Origin of the sequence: Streptomyces sp. NPDC050703 (assembly GCF_040654435.1) — a bacterium.
In the GTDB taxonomy this organism is placed as follows: Bacteria; Actinomycetota; Actinomycetes; order Streptomycetales; family Streptomycetaceae; genus Streptomyces.
On sequence record NZ_JBFAHX010000053.1, the window covers coordinates 1 to 20,280 of the forward strand.

A 20,280-nucleotide genomic window follows, 5' to 3' on the forward strand; every position below is an offset into this window, starting at 1 on the left:
GTGGGCCACGTCGAGCATGCGGTCGAGCAGGTCGGCGTGGGCGCCCGAGCCGCCGGAGGCACGCCGGGCCGCCACCACGGCGTCGACGGTGCCCTCGGTCCGCCGCTCCACTGCCCCCCTCTGCAATGTGTCCGTCACGGCCCGCCGATTCACCCCTTCGGGCGGGCGCTCGGAGTGAACCGGGGGAGCGGAAGGGGGCGCGTTCGCACCGCGTCCTGTCCGGCTGATCACCGCCGACCTACGGTCGGGACACGCGGTACGGCCGGGAGGTTCGAGCATGGCGGGACGGGGTCCGGGGGCAGGGGACGCCCCGGGCACAGGGGAGCGGGGCGGGCACGAGGCCCTCGACATGTCCCTGGTGCGGGTGTGCGACCCGGCGGGGCGCCCGAGGGGCATGGGCTTCGCGGCCGACGACATCGGCACGGTGATCACCGCGCACGAGGTGGTGGACGGCCTCGCGGGCCTCGTCCTGCGCGCGCCGGGCGAGCGGACCTGCGTGGTCTCCGCCGACGCCGTGGTGGCGCTGCCGGACAGGGGCCTCGCCCTGGTGCGCACCGAGGGCCTAGGCCTGCGTCCACTGCCGCTCGCCGTACGGGACTCCGTGGCACCCGGCACCTACGTCCGCATCGCCGCCTGCGGCTGGCGCGAGGCCCGGCTGCTCGGCTCGTCCCCGGTGACCTACCCCGCGCGGGACGGCGTCCACCCGCTGGCTTCCGCCCTTGAGCTGGCCATCGGCACCTCGGGCACCGACGCCCTGCGGCTCGGCGGCGGCGCGGCGGGCGGCCCGGTCGTGGACGCCTCGTCCGGCACGGTGCTAGGCGTCCTCGGAACCGCACTGCTCCCACGAACGCCCGACACGTCCCCGCCCGGAGAACCACCCCCACCACACCGACCCGCGGCCTTCGCCGTGCCGCTGAGGGGGGCCGTGCGGCCGGCGGGGGTCGGGTCGGTGCGGGGGGCCGGGACAGTGGCGGGGCCGGGGCCGGGGACGCTGCCGGGAGCCGGAGCAGTGGCGGGGGTCGGATCGGCGGTGGGAGTCGGAGCACTGTCGGCTGCGGGGCCGCCGGCGGGGGGCGGTTCAGTGGCGGGAGCGGGACCACTTCCCGGGGTCGGGCCACTGTCCGGAGGTGGTTCGGCGGGGGGAGGCGGGGCGCTGGACGGGGGCGGGGCGCTCGGGGAAGTGGTCGGGCGCAACGCCGCGACCGTGCCCGCCTACGGCCCCGACCTCAACCTCGCGGGCGCCCTGCACCTGACGGCGACCTCGGCGGGGTCCGACGGCCCGCGCCCCGAGCTGCTCGAACCGGTCGCGAGGCCAGGGACGGCAGCGGAGTTCGACGCCTTCACCGCGGGCCCCGCCTCCGTGCTCGCCCTGGTCGGCGACCCCGGCACGGGCCGTACGACGGAGCTGGCCGTGCTCGCCGCCCGGCGGGCCAGAGGCGCCGCGCCCCTGCCGACGCTCTGGCTGCGCGGCGCCGACCTGCGGGGCACGGACACCTCCGTGGCCGACGCCGTGGAGCGCGCGCTCTCCAGGGCGGGGCGCATCCTCGCCGCCGCGCGCGACACCCCGGCGGACCAGGGCCTCGGCGACATCTCGGCGGGGCGCGTCGCACGGCTCCTACGGGACGCGGGGCGGCCGCTGCTCCTGCTCCTCGACGGGCCGGAGGAGATGCCGCCCGCGGCGGCGCACCGCCCGGCCGCGTGGAGTGAGGGCACCGCTGCGTGGCTGCGGGAGACGGGCGCGCGGCTCGTCGTCGCGTGCCGCGCGGAGTACTGGGAACAGGCGGGGGCGCACTACGCCCCGGGGACGCTGCACGGCACGGACGCGGGCACCGGCCTGCCTCCCCGCGTCCACCTCGGCGACCTGCCGGAGCCGCGGGCACGCGAGGCCCGCGAGCGGTACGGCATCCCGGAGGGGGCCCTCGCCGACGCCGACGCACGGCACCCGCTGGCGCTGCGGCTGCTCGGCGAGGTGCGGGCGGCCCTGCCCGACGCGCCACCACCGGGCACACCCTCCAGGGAGGAGGTCCTCGCCGCCTACCTGGACCTGCTCTGCCTGCGGATCGCGGTGCGCCTCGCCGCGCCGAACGGACTGCGGGGCACCGCCGTGCGCCGGCTCGCCGCGAAGGTGTCCGGGCAGGTCCACGAGGCCGCCCGGCGCAGCCTCGGCCCCGGCCACGGCGAGCTGGACCGGGCCTCCTTCGAGGCGGTCTTCCCGTGGGGAGCGGCACCGGACCCGCGCTTCCACGGCTGCACGGGGTGGGCGTCGGCGGTCCTCACCGAGGGGCTGCTCGTGCCCGCGGGAGCCGGTTACCGCTTCGCGCACGAGGAGCTGGCCGACTGGCTCCAGGGCACGCACCTGGACGTGGACGTCGCCCTGGACGCCCTGGTCCACCGGCACGGCCGCCAGGGTCCGGCCGTGCCCGAGCAGCGGAGCCCGGCCTCGGGGCGCCCGTCGCCGGTGCCCCGCCACCGGATCGGCCCGGTCGTCCAGGCCCTGCTGTCGCTCGGACGCCAGCGCGGCCCCGCCGCACTGGCCCCGCGTCTGCGCGATCTGGCGGACGCGGCGGCGCGGCCCGCGGACGCCACGCCCGGCGGTGCGGACACCGACGCCGCGTGGTGGGGGAGGCATCTGCTGCGGGGGGTCCTGTCACGCGTGCCGGACGCGGCCCCGTATCTCCCGGTGCTCGAAGTCCTCGCCGACCGCGGGGAGTTCGACACCGGCTTCTGGCTGCGGCTGCCGCTGGGGGAGGGCGAGCGGTTCGCGCTGCTGCGGCGCCTCGTCGTGCGCGACGGGCCGCCGGGGACCCCCGGCCGCTGCCTGGACGCCGTCGCCAAGCTCCTGGCCGCCGACCCCGTGGGCGCACAGCCGCGGCTCATCCGCTGGTTCGCCGACGAGCGGCCGCTGGACGCGGCGCCCGACGCCACCGTGGCCTCCGCCGCGCAGGCGCTCCTGTACACCCACCGGCACCGCGCCGTCGACGCCCTCACCGACGCCCTCGTCGAGAGCGGCCACGCCCGCGCCGACGAACTGCTCGCCGCGCTCGCCGAGGAGGAGCCCGCCGCGGTCTGCCGCGCCGTCGACCGCTGGGCGCAGGACGAGCGGCCCGGACGGCGCGCCGCTGCCGCCGCGCACGGTCTGCGCGCCGCCGCGCACACCACCGCCGAGGCCGACCGCGAGCTGCTGCGCTACACCGCGCTGACCCTGCTCGCGGCGCCTGGCGGTGAGTCCCTGCACGGGGCCGCGCTCGCGCTGCTGGTCCGCGATCCGGCGACGCGTACGCGGTATCTCACGCGTGCCCTGCGGCTCTTCTCCGACGGGGACGCGCGGATGCCGGTGAGCGCGGTGGCCGCGGCCCTGCCCTCGCATCCCGAGGCGGTGCTCGCCGCCTTCCGGGCGCGGTTGCGTGCGCCGGGGCCCGTCGCGGAGGACGTGCTGGGCGGCCTCCTCGACGTGACGACGCCCGCGCTCGCCGAGCGGGTCGCCGCCCTGGTGCGCGACCTCCTCGCGGCAAGGCCCGAGGCCGGTGAGGCCGCCGCGGCGTACGTCGACCGGCGGCTCGACGAGGGGCCCGGCGTACGGGACGTGCTGTCTCCCCTGGTGCTGGTGGTGCTGCACAGTCCGGTGCCGTCGGTCAGGGCCACGCTCGCCCCCGTACTCGCCGGCCCGGGCGGCGCGGCTCCCGGCGGTGTCGCTTCCCGTGGTGCCGCTGCCGGTGATCCGCGGGGTGAGCTGCTCGACGCCCTGCTCGGACAGGAGCGGGACCCCGTGGTCCTGGAGAGCGTCGTGCGGAGCGTGGCCCGTGCCGCCGCCGCACGCGGCGAGGAGCAGACGCGCGAACGCCTGCTCCGGGCGGCGCGGCCACTGGTGCGCACGCCCGGGGGCGCGTCCCGCTTCGGCCGCTGCCTGGTCGAACTGGCCCGCTCCGAGCCCGGCTTCGCCGCCCTCGTGACCCGGTGGTTCCGCGGAGCCCCCGAGGAGTGGGCCGCCCTGGTCGGCCCGGACACCCGCCGGACGATCGAGAACCTCGCGGGCGGGGTGCGGGTGCCTGCCTGAAGCCCCGCGTCCGGGGCCGCGAGTGACCCCCGCCACCCCGGACGAACAGACACCGATGCGAGCCGGGGCCGCCCGGCATGGCAGTCTTAGACCTGCGTAATCGGCAATGGGAACGTACAGACGTCACGGACGTACACAGGTTCGGCGAGGAGCAAAGAAGTGCAGCGCTGGCGTGGCTTGGAGGACATCCCCCAGGACTGGGGGCGCAGCGTCGTCACCATTGGTTCCTACGACGGCGTGCACCGCGGGCACCAGCTCATCATCGGCCGGGCCGTGGAGCGCGCCCGGGAGCTCGGCGTGCCCGCCGTGGTCGTCACCTTCGACCCGCACCCCAGCGAGGTCGTGCGCCCCGGCAGCCACCCGCCGCTGCTCGCCCCGCACCACCGGCGCGCGGAGCTGATGGCCGGCCTCGGCGTGGACGCGCTGCTGATCCTGCCGTTCACCACCGAGTTCTCGAAGCTGTCGCCCGCCGACTTCGTGGTGAAGGTCCTCGTCGACAAGCTGCACGCGCGCGTGGTCGTCGAGGGCCCCAACTTCCGCTTCGGCCACAAGGCCGCGGGCAACGTCGACTTCCTCGCCGAGCTCGGCCGCACGTACGACTACGAGGTCGATCTCGTCGACCTGTACGTCAGCGGCTCCGCGGGCGGCGGCGAGCCCTTCTCCTCGACGCTGACGCGGCGCCTGGTCGCCGAGGGCGACGTCACGGGCGCCGCGGAGATCCTCGGCCGCCCGCACCGCGTCGAGGGCGTCGTCGTGCGCGGTGCCCAGCGCGGGCGCGAGCTCGGCTTCCCCACCGCCAACGTCGAGACGCTGCCGCACACCGCCGTCCCCGCCGACGGCGTCTACGCCGGCTGGCTGCACGCCCAGGGCGAGGCGATGCCCGCCGCGATCTCCGTCGGGACGAACCCGCAGTTCGACGGGACCGAGCGGACGGTCGAGGCGTACGCGATCGACCGCGTCGGGCTCGACCTGTACGGGCTGCACGTGGCCGTGGACTTCCTGGCCTTCGTGCGGGGGCAGGCGAAGTTCGACTCCGTCGAGTCGTTGCTCGTCGCCATGGCGGCTGACGTGAAGAGGTCCCGGGAACTCGTCGAGGCCGCCGGGCGCGCGTAGCCGCCGTGCGTTGCCCGACCGCGGATGCGTCGTGGTTCGCTCGCGCAGTTCCCCGGGCCCCTGACGGGGCTTCGCCGGGCGCCCCTCAAGGCGCCCCGCCCGCGGCCGCCCAGTGGCAGGCGACCTGTGTCTCGCCGCCGCCGGACAGGAGCGGGAGGTCCACCTCCCGGCAGCGGTCCGCCACGCCCGCCCGGCCGGCCTCGCCGGAGGCGAGGACCTGGCACCGCACATGGAACCGGCACCCGCCGGGAACGCGGGACGGGTCCGGCGGCTCACCGGAGAGGACCACCGGGTCGCCGGGGGCCTCGGGCAGCACCGAAAGCAGCGCCTGCGTGTACGGATGCCGGGGCGAGGTCAGGACCTCCTCCACCGTGCCCGTCTCGACGATGCGGCCCAGGTACATCACCGCCACCCGGTCCGCGATGTTCCACGCCAGCCCCAGGTCGTGCGTCACCACGAGCGCCGACAGCCCCAGCTCCTCGCGCAGACGCAGCAGCAGGGCGAGGATCTCGCCGCGTACGGAGGCGTCGAGCGAGGCCACGGGCTCGTCGGCGACGATCAGCTCCGGCTCCAGGACCAGCGCGCCCGCGATCACGACCCGCTGGCGCTGACCGCCCGACAGCTCGTGCGGATAGCGCAGGAAGAACCGCTCCGGAGGCCGGAGCCCGGCCCGGGAGAGCGCCTGCGCGACCGCGGCCCGCTCGTCCCCCGCGTACCCGTGGATGCGCAGCCCCTCGGCCACGGCGTCGTACACCGTGTGCCGCGGGTTGAGCGAGCCGCTGGGGTCCTGCAGGACGAGCTGGACGCGCTTGCGGTACGCCTTGAGGGCGCGCCCCGCGTAGTTCAGCGGCTCCCCGGCGAACGTCACCCTGCCCGACGTCGGCGGCACGAGACCCAGCAGCGAGCGCGCCAGCGTCGTCTTGCCGCACCCCGACTCGCCGACCAGGGCGACGATCTCACCGGCCCTGATGTCGAGGTCGACGCCGTCCACCGCCCGCGCGGTCGGCGCGCCCCGGCGGCCGGGGAAGGCGATGTGCAGGCCGGCGGCCGACAGTAGCGGGCCGCCGGGCTCCTGAGTGGTGGTCATGCGCGGGTCCTCTTCACGGTTCTCCTCGGTCACGGTGTGCGCTCCGCCGCCGAGGGCGCCGCCGTGGGCTGCGCGGGAAGCGGGGCGCCCGCGTGCACGCAGGCCGCGCGGTGGTGCGGGCCCGCGTCCCGCAGGGCCTGGTCCTCCGTGGAGCAGGAGTCCAGGGCGACCGGGCAGCGCGGGTGGAAGGTGCAGCCCGTGGGGAGCGCGGAGGGGTCGGGCGGATCGCCGGGCAGACCGCGCGGCGCGAACCGCGACGCCGGGTCGCCGATCCGCGGGAAGGCCGCCGACAGGGCCTTGCCGTAGGGGTGCCGGGCGCGCTCGTAGACCTCGGTGGCCGGGCCCTCCTCGACGACGCGGCCCGCGTACATCACCGCGAGCCGGTCGCAGGTGTCGGAGAGCACGGCGAGGTCATGACTGATCATCATCAGGCCGAGGTCCTGCTCGGCCACCAGCTGTTCGATCAGCCGCAGGATCTGCGCCTGGATCATCACGTCGAGGGCGGTGGTCGGCTCGTCCGCGATGATCAGGCGGGGATCGCAGGCCAGCGCCATCGCGATCATCACGCGCTGCCGCTGGCCGCCGGACAGCTCGTGCGGATACGCCGCCGCGCGCGCGGCGGGCAGCCCCACGTGTTCGAGCAGCTCGCCGACCCTCTTCTCCGCGCCCGCCCGGGTCGCCTTCCCGTGCAGCAGGATCGGCTCGGCGATCTGGTCGCCGATGCGGTGCACGGCGTTCAGCGAGTGCATCGCGCCCTGGAAGACGATCGAGGCACCGGCCCAGCGCACCGCGCGGACCCGCCCCCACTTCATGGTGAGGACGTCCTCGCCGTCGAGCAGGATCTCGCCGGACACCTTGGTGCCCGCGGGCAGGAGCCGCAGCAGGGCGAGGGCGAGCGTGGACTTGCCGCACCCCGACTCGCCGGCCACGCCGAGCTTCCGCCCCGCCTCGACATGCAGGTCCACGCCACGGACGGCGGCGGCGCCGTTCGCGTACGTCACTTCGAGGTCGCGCACGTCGAGGAGCCGGGGCCCATCGGCCTTCTGCACGCCGTTCCTCTGTACGTCGTTCTTCTGTACGTCGTTCAACGGGTGGCCCCCAGCCTGGGGTTGAGCACGGATTCCACGGCACGGCCGCACAGCGTGAACGCCAGCGCGACGACGGCGATGGCGAGGCCGGGCGGGGCGAGGTACCACCAGTGCCCGGCGCTGACCGCGCCCGCCTCGCGCGCGTCCTGGAGCAGGCCGCCCCACGAGACGCTCGTCGGGTCGCCGAGGCCGAGGAAGGCGAGCGTGGCTTCGGTGAGGATGGCGCCGGAGATGACCAGCGTGGTCTGCGCGAGGACGAGCGGCATGACGTTGGGCAGCACGTGCCGGGCCATGATGTGGCCGTGGCCGCCGCCGAGCGCCTGCGCCCGCTCGATGTAGGGCCGCGACTCCACGGCCAGCGTCTGCGCCCTGACCAGGCGTGCCGTGGTCGGCCATGTCGTCACGCCGATCGCCAGGATGATCGTCCAGATCGTGCCGGACAGCACCGCGGCGAGCGCGATGGCGAGCACGAGCGTCGGCATCACCAGGAACCAGTCCGTGACGCGCATGATCACCGTGGCGTACCAGCCCTTGAAGTGCCCGGCGGTGATCCCCACCAGCGTACCGATGGCCACCGACAGGACGGCGGCGAGCAGCCCCACGGTCAGCGACATGCGGGCGCCCCACACGAGCAGGCCCAGCAGGTCGCGTCCGAACTGGTCGGTCCCCAGCGGAAACTCCCCGCTCGGCGACTCCATCGGATCGCCCGGCGCGTCGGTCACGCTCTGCGCGTCGGAGCCGACGAGCAGGGGCGCGAAGACCGCGGCGAGGGCGATCAGGACGAGCACGGCGAGGCCGACGAGCCCGGCGCGGTGCGTGCGGTACTCGCGCCAGAAGCGCGCCGCGGAGTGCCTGCGCCGCGTCCGGGCGAGCGACCGCGCGCTCTTCGCGGTCGCCGCGGGGGGCAGCGGCGCGGAGTCGGCCGGTGTCGGTCCGGCCGGTGCCGGGTCGGTCGGTGCGGATTCGGTCGTCATCGGCCCACCCGGGGATCGAGCAGCGGATAGATCACGTCGGCCAGGGTGTTCATCAGGATCACCGCGACGGAGAAGACGAAGAACAGTCCCTGCACCAGCGGCAGGTCGGGCACGCTCAGCGCCTGGTAGAAGAGCCCGCCGAGGCCGGGCCAGGAGAAGACGGTCTCGACGAGGATCGCGCCCGCCACCACCGTGCCGAGGTTGACGAACATCAGGGTGACGGTCGGCAGCATCGCGTTCGGCACGGCGTGCCGACGGCGTACGAGATCGTCGCGGAGCCCCTTGGCGCGCGCGGTCGTCAGATAGTCGCTGCCCATCTCGTCGAGCAGGGACGACCGCATGACGAGCAGGGTCTGCGCGTAGCCGACCGCGACCAGCGTGATCACGGGCAGGACCATGTGGTGGGCGACGTCGACGACGTACGCGAAGCCGGTCTCGCCGCCCGATTCCAGGCCGCCGGTCGGGAACATCCCGGGAATCGGTCCGATGCCCACCGCGAAGGTGATGATCAGCAGCAGCCCGAGCCAGAACGACGGCACCGAGTACAGCGTCAGGGCGAGCCCGGTGTTGAGGCGGTCGCCGAGCCTGCCGTTGCGCCAGGCGGTGCGGGTGCCGAGCCAGATGCCGATGAGGGTGTACAGGACGTACGCCGTTCCGGTGAGCAGCAGCGTCGCGGGCAGGGCCTCGGTGATCTTGTCCATCACCGGGGCGTGGAACTGGTACGAGGTGCCGAAGTCGCCGGTCAGGACGTTGCCGGTGTAGTCGAAGAACTGGGTCATGACCGGCTTGTCGAGGCCGAACTCCTTGCGCATCGCGGCGAGCTGTTCGGCCGAGACGCGCTTGCCGCCCGTCATCTGCTTGACGGGGTCACCGGGGATCAGCCGGAACAGGAAGAAGCTGGTGACGAGCACGGCGAACAGCGACACCGCCGCACCGCCGATCTTGCCCGCCGCATAGAGGAGGTAGGCGCGGGTGTCGCGGGCCCGGGGCCCGCGGGCCGGCGCCGCCCCGGCCTGGACCGGGTCGGCGCCGGCCCCGGGGCCCTTGGGGCCCTTGGGGCCCTCGGTGTCGAGCAGTGCGGGATTGCTGTCAGCGGTCATGCGTTACTCGCGGTCCTCTGCGGTCGAACGGCGGCGCAGGGCGAACAGGACTCCGCCGCCCACGAGCACCACCGCGGCAGCGGCGATACCGATGATGACACCGGTCGGGCTGCCGTCCTTGGAGGAACTCTTCCCATCCGCGGGCACGGCGGACCACCAGCTCCAATATCCGTCCTGGCCGTAGATGTTGCCCGCCGCCGTCGGCATGGTGGTGATGGACTTGATCTGGTCGGTGCGGTAGGCCTCTACGGCGTTCGGGTACGCGAGGACGTTCATGTACCCGGAGTCGTACAGCCACGACTGCATCTGCTTGACGATGTCGGCACGCTTGCCCTGGTCGTACTCGGCGAGCTGCTTCTCGTACAGGTCGTCGAACTTCTTGTCGCAGATGAAGTTGTCCGTGGCCGCGCTCTCCTTGGCCTTCACCGGCAGCGCGGCGCAGGTGTGGATGCCCAGCACGAAGTCGGGGTCGGGGTTGACGGACCACCCGTCGAAGGCGAGGTCGTACTCACCCGCGTACCAGGGCACGGACACGTCGTCGAGACAGTTGACCTTGAGCCCGATCCCGAGGTCGCCCCACCACTCCTTCAGGTACTTGCCCACGGCCTTGTCGTTGGGGTCGGTGGCGTGGCACAGGATGCGGAGGTCCAGCGGCCTGCCGTCCTTGCCGACGCGCTTGCCGTCGCCGTTCTTCTTGTAGCCCGCCTCGTCCAGGAGCCGGGCGGCCTTCTCCGGGTCGTACGCCATCCGCTGGTCGGCGCTCGGCTGCCAGGCGTACTCGGAGAAGCGCGGCGGGATGTAGCCGGCGCCCTCGACGGCGTGGCCCTGGAACACCTTGTCGACGATGGCCTCGCGGTCCACGGAGAGGAAGAGCGCCTGGCGCACCTTCTTGTCCAGCAGCGCCGGATGGCCGTCACCGAACTTCTCGCCGTCGCGCGTCTTGGCCCCCGGGTTGGTGGCCAGGGCGAAGAACCGCCGGCCAGGACCCTCGTTGACCTTGATGTTCTCCTCGTTCTTGAGGGAGTCGGCCTGCGCGGGCGTGAGCGCGGGCTGCCCGGCCACGAACGACACCTCGCCCTTGCGGAGGGCGGAGACGGCCGCGTCCTGGTCCTTGTACGTCTTGAACACCAGCTCGTCGAACTTGGGTGCGCCGCGCCAGAAGTCCTTGTTGGCCTTCAGCCGCACGTACTGGTCGACCTTGTAGTCCGTCAGGATGAACGGCCCGTTGCCGACGACCGGGAAGTCCTTGTCGTTGTTGAACTTCGAGATGTCGTCGACCTTCTCCCAGACGTGCTTGGGAACGATCGGCACATCGAGGGCGGCCATGGTGGCCTGCGGCTTCTTCAGCTCGATGACCAGCTTGGTGGGGCTGGGCGCGGTCACCTTCTTGAAGTTGGTGACGAAGTTGGAGTTCGCGGTGGCGGTGCCCTCCTTGGACATCACCTTGTTGAACGTCCACGCCGCGTCCTCGGCGGTCGCGGGCTTGCCGTCCGACCACGTGGAGTTGTCCCGGATGGTGTACGTCCAGGTCAGCTTGTCGGCGGAGGGCTTCCAGTCCGTGGCGAAACCATCGATCGCACGGTTGTTCTTCGCGTCGTAGTTCGTCAGGTACTCGTAGGTGAGGCGGTGCAGGCTGGTGCTGAGCAGCCGCTGGGCGAGGAACGGGCTGAGCGAGTCGACGCTCTGCGCCACGGCGACGGTCAGGACCTTCTTGCCGTCGTCCGCCTTGGCCTCGGCCTGCTGCGGGGCGGGGTTGAGCGGTGTGGCGAGACCGGCCGCGAGGGTGAACGCGGCGGCACCCCCGGCGAGCACGAGCCTCAGCCGCCCACGGGGCCGGGGTGCGTGCGGAGCCGCTTCCGTCACTGCTGTTCTGCCGTGCTGATCTTGTGTGTCCATGGGTCGGTGACCTCGCGTCATCGCTCGCGCAGGGATGGCTGGTTGAACTGGTTGAACGCTGGAATGCACGCTGGTTGATCAAGGGACGTCAGCTGGTTGCTGTGTGTTTACCAGCGCCGGTCAGCACACGTCAACGGCAGGTGAACCCCATGTGGCCTGCGGAAATAACGACTTGACGGCAACTTCACCCGCATTGGTCAAGACCTCTGACGCAGGGCTGGTGAGGGGGTGGCGGCTGGGGGAGCAGCAGGTGGGCGGCTGCGCGCGGACCGGCGTCCGCGGGGTACCGCCGGACGGGCGAAACGCACGGCGGGCCCGCGCCGGTGAACGGCACGGGCCCGCTGGTGCGAGGGGCGGTGACTACTGCTGCGGAGGCTGCGGCTGCTGCTGATGGGGAGCCGCGGGCTGCTGCGCGGGGGGCGGGGCCTGCCAGTCTTGCGGCTGCTGGGGGTGAGCCTGCGGGGGGATGCCGGGCTGGGGGTGCTGCGGGTGGGGCTCCGGCTGCGGGTGGGGCTGCTGGGTCTGGTGGGGCTGTTGTGGGGCATACGGCTGGGGCTGCGGCTGCCCCGGGTAGGGCGCCCCGGCGTGCTGCGGCGGCTGCCCCTGGCCGGGCAGCGGAGGGGCCACCCGGGGCGGCGGGTTGCCGTCCGAGGTCCAGAGCCCCTGCTGCTGCTGGGCCCGCACGAAGTCCTCGGCCACCATCGCCGAGAGGTTGAAGTACGCCTCCCGCACCTTCGGCCGCATCATGTCGAGATCGACCTCGGCGCCGGCGGCGAGGTGCTCGTCGAAGGGGACGACGACGACCCCCCGGCACCGCGTCTCGAAGTGCGACACGATGTCATCGACCTTGATCATCTTTCCGGTCTCGCGCACCCCGGAGATGACGGTGATGGACCGCGAGACCAGATCCGCGTACCCGTGCGCGGACAGCCAGTCCAGCGTCGTGGACGCGCTGCTCGCCCCGTCGACGGAGGGGGTGGAGATGATGATCAGCTGGTCGGCGAGGTCGAGAACCCCGCGCATGGCGCTGTAGAGCAGACCCGTGCCCGAGTCGGTCAGGATGATCGGGTACTGCTTCCCGAGCACGTCGATGGCGCGCCGGTAGTCCTCGTCGTTGAACGTGGTCGACACGGCGGGGTCCACGTCGTTGGCGATGATCTCAAGCCCGGAAGAGGCCTGCGAGGTGAAGCGCCGGATGTCCATGTACGAGTTGAGGTACGGGATCGCCTGCACCAGGTCGCGGATGGTGGCCCCGGTCTCGCGGCGCACCCGGCGCCCGAGCGTGCCGGCGTCCGGGTTGGCGTCGATCGCGAGGATCTTGTCCTGCCGCTCGGTGGCGAGGGTGGACCCCAGCGCGGTGGTGGTGGTCGTCTTGCCGACGCCGCCCTTGAGACTGATGACGGCGATGCGGTAGCAGGACAGCACCGGCGTCCTGATCAGCTCCAGCTTCCGCTGCCGCTCGGCCTCCTCCTTCTTGCCGCCGAGCTTGAAACGACCGCCCCCGGACCGGCTGCTCTTGGCCTTCGGCTTGGTGTTGCGCAGCAGCCGGTCGGAGGACAGCTCGACGGCCGCGGTGTACCCGAGCGGAGCCCCCGGATTGGTCCGCTCCCGCTGATCGTGCTGGACGGCCTGCGGCCAGGCGGCGCCGGTGCGGGGGTCGACGGGGGGCTGGGGCGCCTGCGGTTGCGGCTGCGGCTGTCCCTGGGCGGGGGGCTGGGGCAAGCCGTGCGGCTGCGGCTGGGCCTGGCCTTGGCCTTGGGGGCCTTGGGGGCCTTGGGGCTGCGGCTGGGCATGGGGGGCCGGAGGTTGCTGCTGGGCATGGGGGGCCGGAGGCTGCTGGGGGAAGCCGTAACCACCGGCTTGTACGGGGGTGTCGCCCGCGCCCGGCTGCTGCGGGAATCCGTAACCGGCCTGCGGCGAAGGCGCGGGTGCGGCGGCTCCGGCCTGCGGGAACCCGTAACCCTGCGGTGCCGGGCCCTGGGCGGCCTGGCCCTGGGGGGTGTGCCAGCCGCCGGGGGCCGGCGGCTGCGGGGTCTGGGGCTGTACGGGCGGTTGCGGCGACGGCTGGGCCTGCGGGGGCACGGCTGCGGGGGGCGGGGGTGCCTGCTCCGGCGTAGGGTCGGGCGGCGTCTGCGCCTGCACGGCGGGGGCGGGCTGCACCGGCGGCTGCTCTCCCTGGACCGGTGGCGCGGGCTGGACCGGCGGTGCGGCCTGGGTCGACGCGGGCCACTGGGGCGCGGCGGTCGGAGCCGCGGGCTGGTAGGCGGGAGGCAGGGGCGGAAGCCCACCCTGCGGCGCGACCGGCGGCGAGGCCCAGGAGCCGGGCACGGAGTCCCGCACACCGCTGCCGCTGTCACTGCCGCTGTCACTGTCAGTGCCACTGTCACCGGCAGTGGCAGGCTCGGCACCCCGAGGAGCAACGGCTTCGGCGGACGGAACCTCGACGGGCCCGGGAGACTCGGCGGGCTCGGCGGCCTGGACGGGCTCGGGGAACTGGACGGGCCCGCCAGGCTGGACGGACTCGGCGGCCTGGGCGGGCTCGGCGGCCTGGACGGGCTCGGTGGTCCGGCCGGCCTCGGCAGAGGGCTCCGCCTCGGTGGCGGAACGCTCCTCGATCTCCCGCTTCAGCGCACGCGCGGAGAACCGCATGGTGGCACCACTCTCAAGGTCGCCACCCCCCAGGCCCTCCGCGACGGGCGCGGCAGCGGCCGCGGGCCCTGACTGCGCATCAGGACCGGAGGAACCCTGCGCGTCCTCGGCACCGGAAGCCTCCTCGGCGCCACCTTCCGCGTGACCTTCCGTGTCACCCTGAGCGTTGGCCTTGGCCTCGGCCAGTGCATCGACCTCGTTCTTCGGTACGACACCGGTCACGTGAACGGAAGCGGCGGGCCCGGCGAGAGCGGAGCTCCAGTCGGTGGCGGCACCTCCGGACGCGGATTCAGGCGCGGAGCCGGCAGCGGAAGCAGAACCGCCCCGCTCCTCGCCCACACCACCCACACCACCCGGATCAGCGGGCTCGAACCCGCTCCCCACGGGAAGCTTGGGCACCGCACCCGAAGAGGCCCCGTCCCCGGAAGCGGACTCGGCAGGCGCCACGGGCTCCGCACCGACCGGAGGAACCGGCCCGGTGGGCGGAGCCAGCGGAACGGGCGGCATGGCGAACGACGGCAGGGGAGCCGGTTCCGGAGCCGGAGCGGACTCGGGGGACGGCTCAGCCTCAGGCGCGGGCGGAGCGAACGGAGCGGAGTCGGGCGGCTCAGCGGAGGCGGAGGGCTGCGCGGCGGGCGGCGGCGTGGTGACCGGGGGAGTGGAGACGGGCGGAGGCGGGGGCGTCTCCCCGGCGCCGCCCGAAGCGTTCTGCGTGTACCAGGCGGGCGGCGCGTAGTCGATGGTGAACTCGCCCGTCGTCTCGGCAGCGGACTCCGCGTCGGACTGATCATCGACGGGTGTGTCCCAGCCCCCGCGGATCTCGTCCCGATCGCTGTTCACAATGCCTCCTGATGTGGTCGAGCACCCTCGTGCCGTGGTGGGGGGCGACCGTTCGTGTCGTCCGATCCGCCTGGCTCTCCCCGTTGAGGACGCGCACGGCCCACACGTGGGTTCTTGTGTCGCGCCTTGTCCCAGCCTAATCACCGGAACCGGGAGCACGGCAGGGCAGTCCGCCCCACCAATGCTGTCCATTGCGTCACGCCTCGCTCAGAAACGAGCCGCATACACCAAACAGCGAAGGACAAACCACCCAACGAGGCATGGAGCACTCCGAAGCCCCCGTCAACTCCGCATCCGCGGCGGCTCAGTCCACCCGCCGAGCGGCACCCAACAATCCGGTCTCGGCGTCAGTGGCCCGCGTCATCACGTACTGCCGGTCGCGGTCGGCACACCACAAGGTCACCCCGTCCGCGAGCGTCGGCAACGACGCGACGTCGGCGTCCGGCAACCCGAGCAGGCGCCCGATCCGCACCGCCTCGTCCGGCGACACCCGCTGCACGCCCACCAGCGACGCCTGCCGCACGAGCCGAGGCGCGACGGGGCTCAGATAGGGCAGCACCGTCAGCACGGACTGCCACGGCGCGGAGACGACCCGCCCCCGAGGCGGCCGCATCCCGCAGTCCCGCACCACGAGCACGGGACTCCCCGCGGACGCCCCCTGCGGCGGCACCCGCCCCACGTCGTGCACGGCCATCCCGCTCTGCCCGGCCCCGAGCACCCGCGCCAACTGCGCCCACGCCCCGGCCCGCCCGGTCTCCACAGCCACCCGCGCCCCGGTCGCGGCGGCCCGCAACGCGATGACCTGAGCCGTCCAGAGACCGCCGACGAAGAGAATGTCGTACGGCGTGGGACGGCTGACGCCCAGTGCCGCGGGCCGGCCCTCGGCATCCACACCGATCACGACCCCGTCGTCACCGATCGGCAGGGTGAGCGCGTCCACCTGACCGGCGGGGAGGGCGTGCCTCGCGTGCCGGGGGCCGACCAGCCCGAACCCGCCTCGTGGAGCCGCCGCGAACGCGCCCCTGGCGGGTTCCCCCGGAGAGCCCGGGAGGAAGGGAGCCGAGCCGGCCATCAGCGAGTACCTCCGAGCGGCATGGTGGCCAGCATCCCCGGCAGCTGTTCATGGTCCAGCCGCACCAGCCCCGTACCGGCCTGCCGTGCAGCCCGCTCCAACGAGCGCCGCGCTGCCACGAGTTCGGCATCACCGCGACCGGTCACCCGCAGGTGGCCGCGGACGGTGGTCCCGTGCTGCGCGCCACGCCCGAGCGTGAGGCTGAACGTCGTGGTCAGCGCCGGCACCGCGGTGAGAAGCGCCACGAGCTGCGGCAGCGCGGGCCCCCCGGAACCCCGCAACTGCGGCCAGCGCTTCACCCAGTAGGTGGTGTGGCGCCGGTTGTCGCACCGCCAGACACGCGGAGACTCCTCTGTCCTGCGCTCCAAAACCGCGCCCCGGTCGGCCAGAGCCGTCACCAGGGGGTTGGCGCAGGCGGAGGTCGCGATGGCGGAGGCCACCTCCTGCTCGTTCAGTACGGTCACGCGGAACCCCGCTCCCGTGAGCCGACTCGCGAGCTGGTCCGCGGCCCGCACCACGCACTTCTGGGCCCCGAGCAGGCCGCCTCCACGCGCCGCCACGGCTTCGGGGGAGAGCTCCGGGTCGAGTTTGAGGGCGATCCAGGTGATCCGCACGGCGGGCGCGCCCGTGAGGGCCTGCAGCGGCGCGTAGTTGGTGACGGCCAGGGACTGCTGGGGCAGGTGCAGTGCGGGCGCGGGCTGGGTGTGCAGCACGATCTGGGCGGACTCAAGCCGGATGCCGTCCACTTCGAGTGCGTCACGCACCAGGTGCACCGGCAACGGCTGCCGCCCGCGATCGGCCCGCAGCGCCGTCACGGCTGATTCGACCTGGAGGACCGCCGTCACGAACGTTCCGTCCCCGACCAGGCCGACCCTGCGACGGTCCCGTCCGCTGTAGGCGTACGTCCGGAGAGCGGGGTCGCATTCGACCGCCGGTGCGAAGGCGGGGTCGGTGCCCGGCGGTATCGACCGCTCCGCGGCACTGCGCCGACGGGAGCGCAACGCCCGAGCGGCGTCGAGCCATTCGTGCAGGGGGCGGCCACGGCGACGTACGACGGCGAACAGCACGAGCACCACCGCGACCACGGATGCCGGGGCGAGCGCCAGAGGGCCGGCGACCCAGGCCGCGACGAGCAGAGCGGCGGCGACCTGGAGCAGCACGAGCCGCAGCAGGCCGGCCGAGCCCGACTCGCCCGGGAGGGGCCGCAGATGGACGGGGTCCGCCCCGGATGCCCCCGCCGCGGACGATGGGCCGGCGGCCGTCTGCGTACCTGTCTGAGTACGCGTACTGGGACACGTCCCAGTACGTGTCCCAGTACGCGTCCCTGTACGTGTCCCAGTACGCGCCCCTGTACGTGTCCTCGTACGCCTGTGCGACGCTGAAGTCACCGGCCCAACCCCCGCAATTCTCCCGAACCGCCTTATCCGGCAAGGCGCTTGGACCTCTCTTACCTCACCCAGCCCGCACGCGCGGTTACTCAACAGGCATAGTAGGGCCCGGCCCGACTACGGAGTGCGGGGGAACGACTCGCAACCGTAACCGGACAGCAGCCACTCAGGTCGCTCACGGGGAGAAGCGGACACGTATGGCATCACGGCGGGACGAACTCAACGCGTACACCTTCGCGAAGCGCCGCACGCTGGCCGCGTTCATCCAGCCCTCACCCTTGGGCTCGGAGGAGGGAGCCCCCCGCCCCCTGCGGGCGGTGGTGCCCGGACTCGTCGTCGCGGTGGTCGTCCTCGCGGTCTTCGGCGCGTGGGGAATGTTCCGGCCCGCCGCCAAACCGGGCTGGGACGAGCCCAAGAAGCACGTGATCATCGCGAGCGACTCGACGACCCGCTACGTCATCCTGGAGACCCACGGCAAACCCCAGCTGCACCCGGTCCTCAACATGGCCTCGGCCAAGCTGCTCCTCGACTCCGGCGAGGGCAAGGTCATCAACGTCGACGAGTCGGTGCTCGACAAGGGCACGGTCCCCCACGGGGCCACCATCGGCATCCCGTACGCGCCCGACCGCCTCCCCTCGGCGCGGGAGGCGGGCTCCGCCAAACGCTGGGCGGTCTGTGAGCGACCGGTCGAGGGCGGCAGCAGCGTCCAGAAGGCCGCGTTCGTCCTGGGAGAACGCGACCGGCACCGCACCGACGGCCGTGAACGGCTACGGGGCGGCGAACTGCTGTACGTCATGGGCCCGGACAGGACACGCTCTGTGGTCGACGCCCGCGGCCGGGCGTACCGGATCGCGGAGAAGGAAGACCGCGGACTCCTCCTGCGCGTCCTCGTGGGATCGGGCCGCGAACCGCAGAGGGTGTCCAGGCAGTGGCTCGACACCCTGAGCCCCAGGGACGCGATCGCCTTCCCCGAGATCGACGGCCGCCCGGGCGCCGACGCGAACGTGCCGGGCCTCCAGGACGACGCGGCGAACAAGGTCGGCATGATCCTCACGGCGACCGACGGCGAAGGGCCCAAGCACTACGTCGTCCTTCGGGGACGGATCGCCCCGGTCTCCGATTTCACCGCGAAACTGCTGCTCAGCAGCCCCGACCTCGACCTGGAGGAACTCGGGCAGAACGGCCGCGCCCGGCAGATGAGTGCCGCGGCGTTCCGCCCCGCGACGGAGGAGTTCGGGGCGGAGAACGACTGGCCGCGCCTGGAGCCGAGCACCGCCAACGAGGCATCCGGCACACGCGGCGGCAGGAACACCGTCTGCAACGTCCTGCGCGACGTCGACGCCGACGACGGCACGACCACCCTCAGCACATGGGCCGGCTCCGACTTCCCCGCACCGCTCCCCACCGGTTCGTCCAGCGCGTACGTCACCCCCGGCTCCGGCCAGCTCTACCGCCAGTTCCTCGGCTCCGAGACCAGGGCCGGAGGCGTCTTCCTGGTCACCGACACGGGTCTGCGGTACGCGATGCAGTCCAACAGCGACAGCGCGACCGACGACGCGGGCATCGGCACCTCCGCCGAACAGCGCGAGCGGCAGCAGCAGGAGGCGCGGCAAGCCCAGACGCGCCTCGGATACGGAGACAAGGACATCACTCCGGTCCCCGCTGCCTGGTCCACGTTCCTGCCCACGGGACCACGCCTTTCGACGGCCGCGGCGCGCCAGCCGCAGGGCTCCTGAGGCGCGGGACGAGGAGCACTGAGATGACGCAGCCGTTCACCGTACGACGCCGCGGCGCGAGCAGGGCCGCCGGAACGATCGCCGCCGCGCTGACGCTCGCGGTGGCGCCGCAGGCCGGGACGCCGGCCGCCGCCGACTCCGTACCCTCCGGGCAGTGCACGTTCCCGTCCGAGAAGCACGAGGGGCGCCCCTGGTCCCTGCAACGCGTGCTCCTGGACGAACTGTGGCTCCAGTCCACGGGCAGAGGTGTCCGCGTAGCCGTGATCGACACCGGCGTGGACACCCAGAACCCGCAGCTGAAGCCGGCGGTGGACGTGTCCCGTGGCCGCAACTTCCTCCCCGCCGAGGACGACGAGGGAGAGAAGATCGAACGAGGCAGGGCGAACGGTACGACGGACAGGGTCGGCCACGGCACCCGCGTGGCGGGCATCATCGCGGCACGCCCCGCCAAGGGCACCGGCTTCGTGGGCCTCGCCCCGGACGCGACGATCATCCCGATCACGCAGAACGACGCGGAGGGCCACGGCACGGCCGCCACCCTCGCGAAGGCCATCGACCACGCGGTCGACGCCGACGCGGACGTCATCAACATCTCCCAGGACACCGCGAACGCGGCGGAACCCGCACCGGAACTGAAGCGCGCGGTGGACAGGGCGCTCGGGCAGCACCGGGTGGTGGTCGCCTCGGCGGGCAACGACGGCCTGGGCGGCAACATCAAGAAGACCTACCCGGCCTCCTACGAGGGGGTGCTCGCGGTGGCGGCCTCGGACCGCAACAACGAACGGGCCGCCTTCTCCCAGTCCGGCGACTTCGTCGACGTGGCGGCCCCCGGCGTCGACATGGTCTCCACGGTCCCGGGCGGCGGCCACTGCGCGGACAGCGGCACAAGCTTCGCGGCCCCCTACGTCGCCGGCCTCGCCGCCCTCATCAAGTCCAAGCACCCCACCTGGACCCCACGTCAGATCACGGCCCAGATCCAACAGACAGCAGAACGCCCGGTACCCGGCCACGACCGCCTGGTGGGCTGGGGCGTGGCGGACCCGACCCGCGCCCTGACGGAGGACGACCGCCCCCTCGAATCCCCGACCCCGAACGGAGGAGTCACCCGCGCGGACGCCCCGACACCCGCAGAACTCCACCTGGGCGAATCCGCAGAAGAACGAACAACCCGCCTGGCCACGTACGCCGTGGTCGCAGCGGTGGTTGTGACCGCCGGACTCGGCGGGGCGGGGGTGGCTGCGCGGGACGCTCGGCGGCGAAAGCGTTCCAGGCGATGATGCGCG

12 protein-coding genes are annotated in these 20,280 nt (G+C 73.4%); 4 read left to right on the forward strand and 8 right to left on the reverse strand.

The annotated features are described in order from the left end of the window. Positions 1-349 precede the first annotated feature (349 nt). Positions 350-4,054: a serine protease gene (locus AB0I16_RS31595; RefSeq protein WP_363253105.1), complete on the forward strand. Its 3,705-nt coding sequence runs from the start codon at positions 350-352 to the stop codon at positions 4,052-4,054. A gap of 159 nt (positions 4,055-4,213) precedes the next feature. Next, positions 4,214-5,167: a bifunctional riboflavin kinase/FAD synthetase gene (locus AB0I16_RS31600; protein WP_363253079.1), complete on the forward strand. Its 954-nt coding sequence runs from the start codon at positions 4,214-4,216 to the stop codon at positions 5,165-5,167. A gap of 85 nt (positions 5,168-5,252) precedes the next feature. Here the strand turns inward: AB0I16_RS31600 and AB0I16_RS31605 are convergent, their stop codons facing one another. From AB0I16_RS31605 to eccE, 8 genes are all read right to left on the reverse strand, one after another. Next, positions 5,253-6,254, reverse strand: coding sequence for an ABC transporter ATP-binding protein (locus tag AB0I16_RS31605; RefSeq protein ID WP_363253080.1), 1,002 nt, complete (start codon positions 6,252-6,254; stop codon positions 5,253-5,255). Between the two features lie 29 nt (positions 6,255-6,283). Continuing rightward, a complete protein-coding gene (locus AB0I16_RS31610) occupies positions 6,284-7,303 on the reverse strand; it encodes an ABC transporter ATP-binding protein (protein ID WP_363253107.1) in 1,020 nt (339 codons plus the stop codon). A 35-nt stretch (positions 7,304-7,338) separates the two neighbouring features. Continuing rightward, the gene (locus AB0I16_RS31615) at positions 7,339-8,316 is read right to left on the reverse strand and encodes an ABC transporter permease (protein WP_363253081.1); all 978 of its coding nucleotides are present in this window, start codon (positions 8,314-8,316) and stop codon (positions 7,339-7,341) included. Beyond that, positions 8,313-9,416, reverse strand: a complete 1,104-nt coding sequence (locus AB0I16_RS31620; RefSeq protein WP_363253082.1) for an ABC transporter permease — start codon at positions 9,414-9,416, stop codon at positions 8,313-8,315. Before AB0I16_RS31620 ends, AB0I16_RS31615 begins: the two co-directional genes overlap by 4 nt. Positions 9,417-9,419: 3 nt before the next feature. Next, the gene (locus AB0I16_RS31625; RefSeq protein WP_363253083.1) at positions 9,420-11,312 is read right to left on the reverse strand and encodes an ABC transporter substrate-binding protein; all 1,893 of its coding nucleotides are present in this window, start codon (positions 11,310-11,312) and stop codon (positions 9,420-9,422) included. Between the two features lie 360 nt (positions 11,313-11,672). Further along, positions 11,673-14,801 (reverse strand): SCO5717 family growth-regulating ATPase, encoded by a 3,129-nt coding sequence (locus AB0I16_RS31630; RefSeq protein ID WP_363253084.1) that lies wholly within the window; start codon positions 14,799-14,801, stop codon positions 11,673-11,675. 304 nt (positions 14,802-15,105) lie between these two features. Next, positions 15,106-15,873: a hypothetical protein gene (locus AB0I16_RS31635; protein WP_363253085.1), complete on the reverse strand. Its 768-nt coding sequence runs from the start codon at positions 15,871-15,873 to the stop codon at positions 15,106-15,108. After that, positions 15,873-17,081 carry a type VII secretion protein EccE gene (gene eccE, locus AB0I16_RS31640; protein ID WP_363253109.1) on the reverse strand — a complete coding sequence of 403 codons (1,209 nt, stop codon included), beginning with the start codon at positions 17,079-17,081 and terminating at the stop codon, positions 15,873-15,875. Before eccE ends, AB0I16_RS31635 begins: the two co-directional genes overlap by 1 nt. Positions 17,082-17,458: 377 nt before the next feature. On the opposite strand from eccE, the gene eccB reads away from it, so the two are divergent. Then, positions 17,459-18,997: a type VII secretion protein EccB gene (eccB, locus tag AB0I16_RS31645; protein ID WP_363253086.1), complete on the forward strand. Its 1,539-nt coding sequence runs from the start codon at positions 17,459-17,461 to the stop codon at positions 18,995-18,997. A gap of 23 nt (positions 18,998-19,020) precedes the next feature. Beyond that, positions 19,021-20,274, forward strand: a complete 1,254-nt coding sequence (gene mycP, locus AB0I16_RS31650) for a type VII secretion-associated serine protease mycosin (RefSeq protein WP_363253087.1) — start codon at positions 19,021-19,023, stop codon at positions 20,272-20,274. Positions 20,275-20,280 lie beyond the last annotated feature (6 nt).

Coding starts and splice junctions, on each gene's coding strand:
- AB0I16_RS31595 (WP_363253105.1), top strand. CDS start 350: ATGTCCCTGGTGCGGGTGTGCGACCCGGCGGGGCGCCCGAGGGGCATG.
- AB0I16_RS31605 (WP_363253080.1), bottom strand. CDS start 6,254: ATGACCACCACTCAGGAGCCCGGCGGCCCGCTACTGTCGGCCGCCGGC.
- AB0I16_RS31615 (WP_363253081.1), bottom strand. CDS start 8,316: ATGACGACCGAATCCGCACCGACCGACCCGGCACCGGCCGGACCGACA.
- AB0I16_RS31620 (WP_363253082.1), bottom strand. CDS start 9,416: ATGACCGCTGACAGCAATCCCGCACTGCTCGACACCGAGGGCCCCAAG.
- AB0I16_RS31625 (WP_363253083.1), bottom strand. CDS start 11,312: ATGGACACACAAGATCAGCACGGCAGAACAGCAGTGACGGAAGCGGCT.
- AB0I16_RS31635 (WP_363253085.1), bottom strand. CDS start 15,873: ATGGCCGGCTCGGCTCCCTTCCTCCCGGGCTCTCCGGGGGAACCCGCC.
- eccB (WP_363253086.1), top strand. CDS start 17,459: ATGGCATCACGGCGGGACGAACTCAACGCGTACACCTTCGCGAAGCGC.
- mycP (WP_363253087.1), top strand. CDS start 19,021: ATGACGCAGCCGTTCACCGTACGACGCCGCGGCGCGAGCAGGGCCGCC.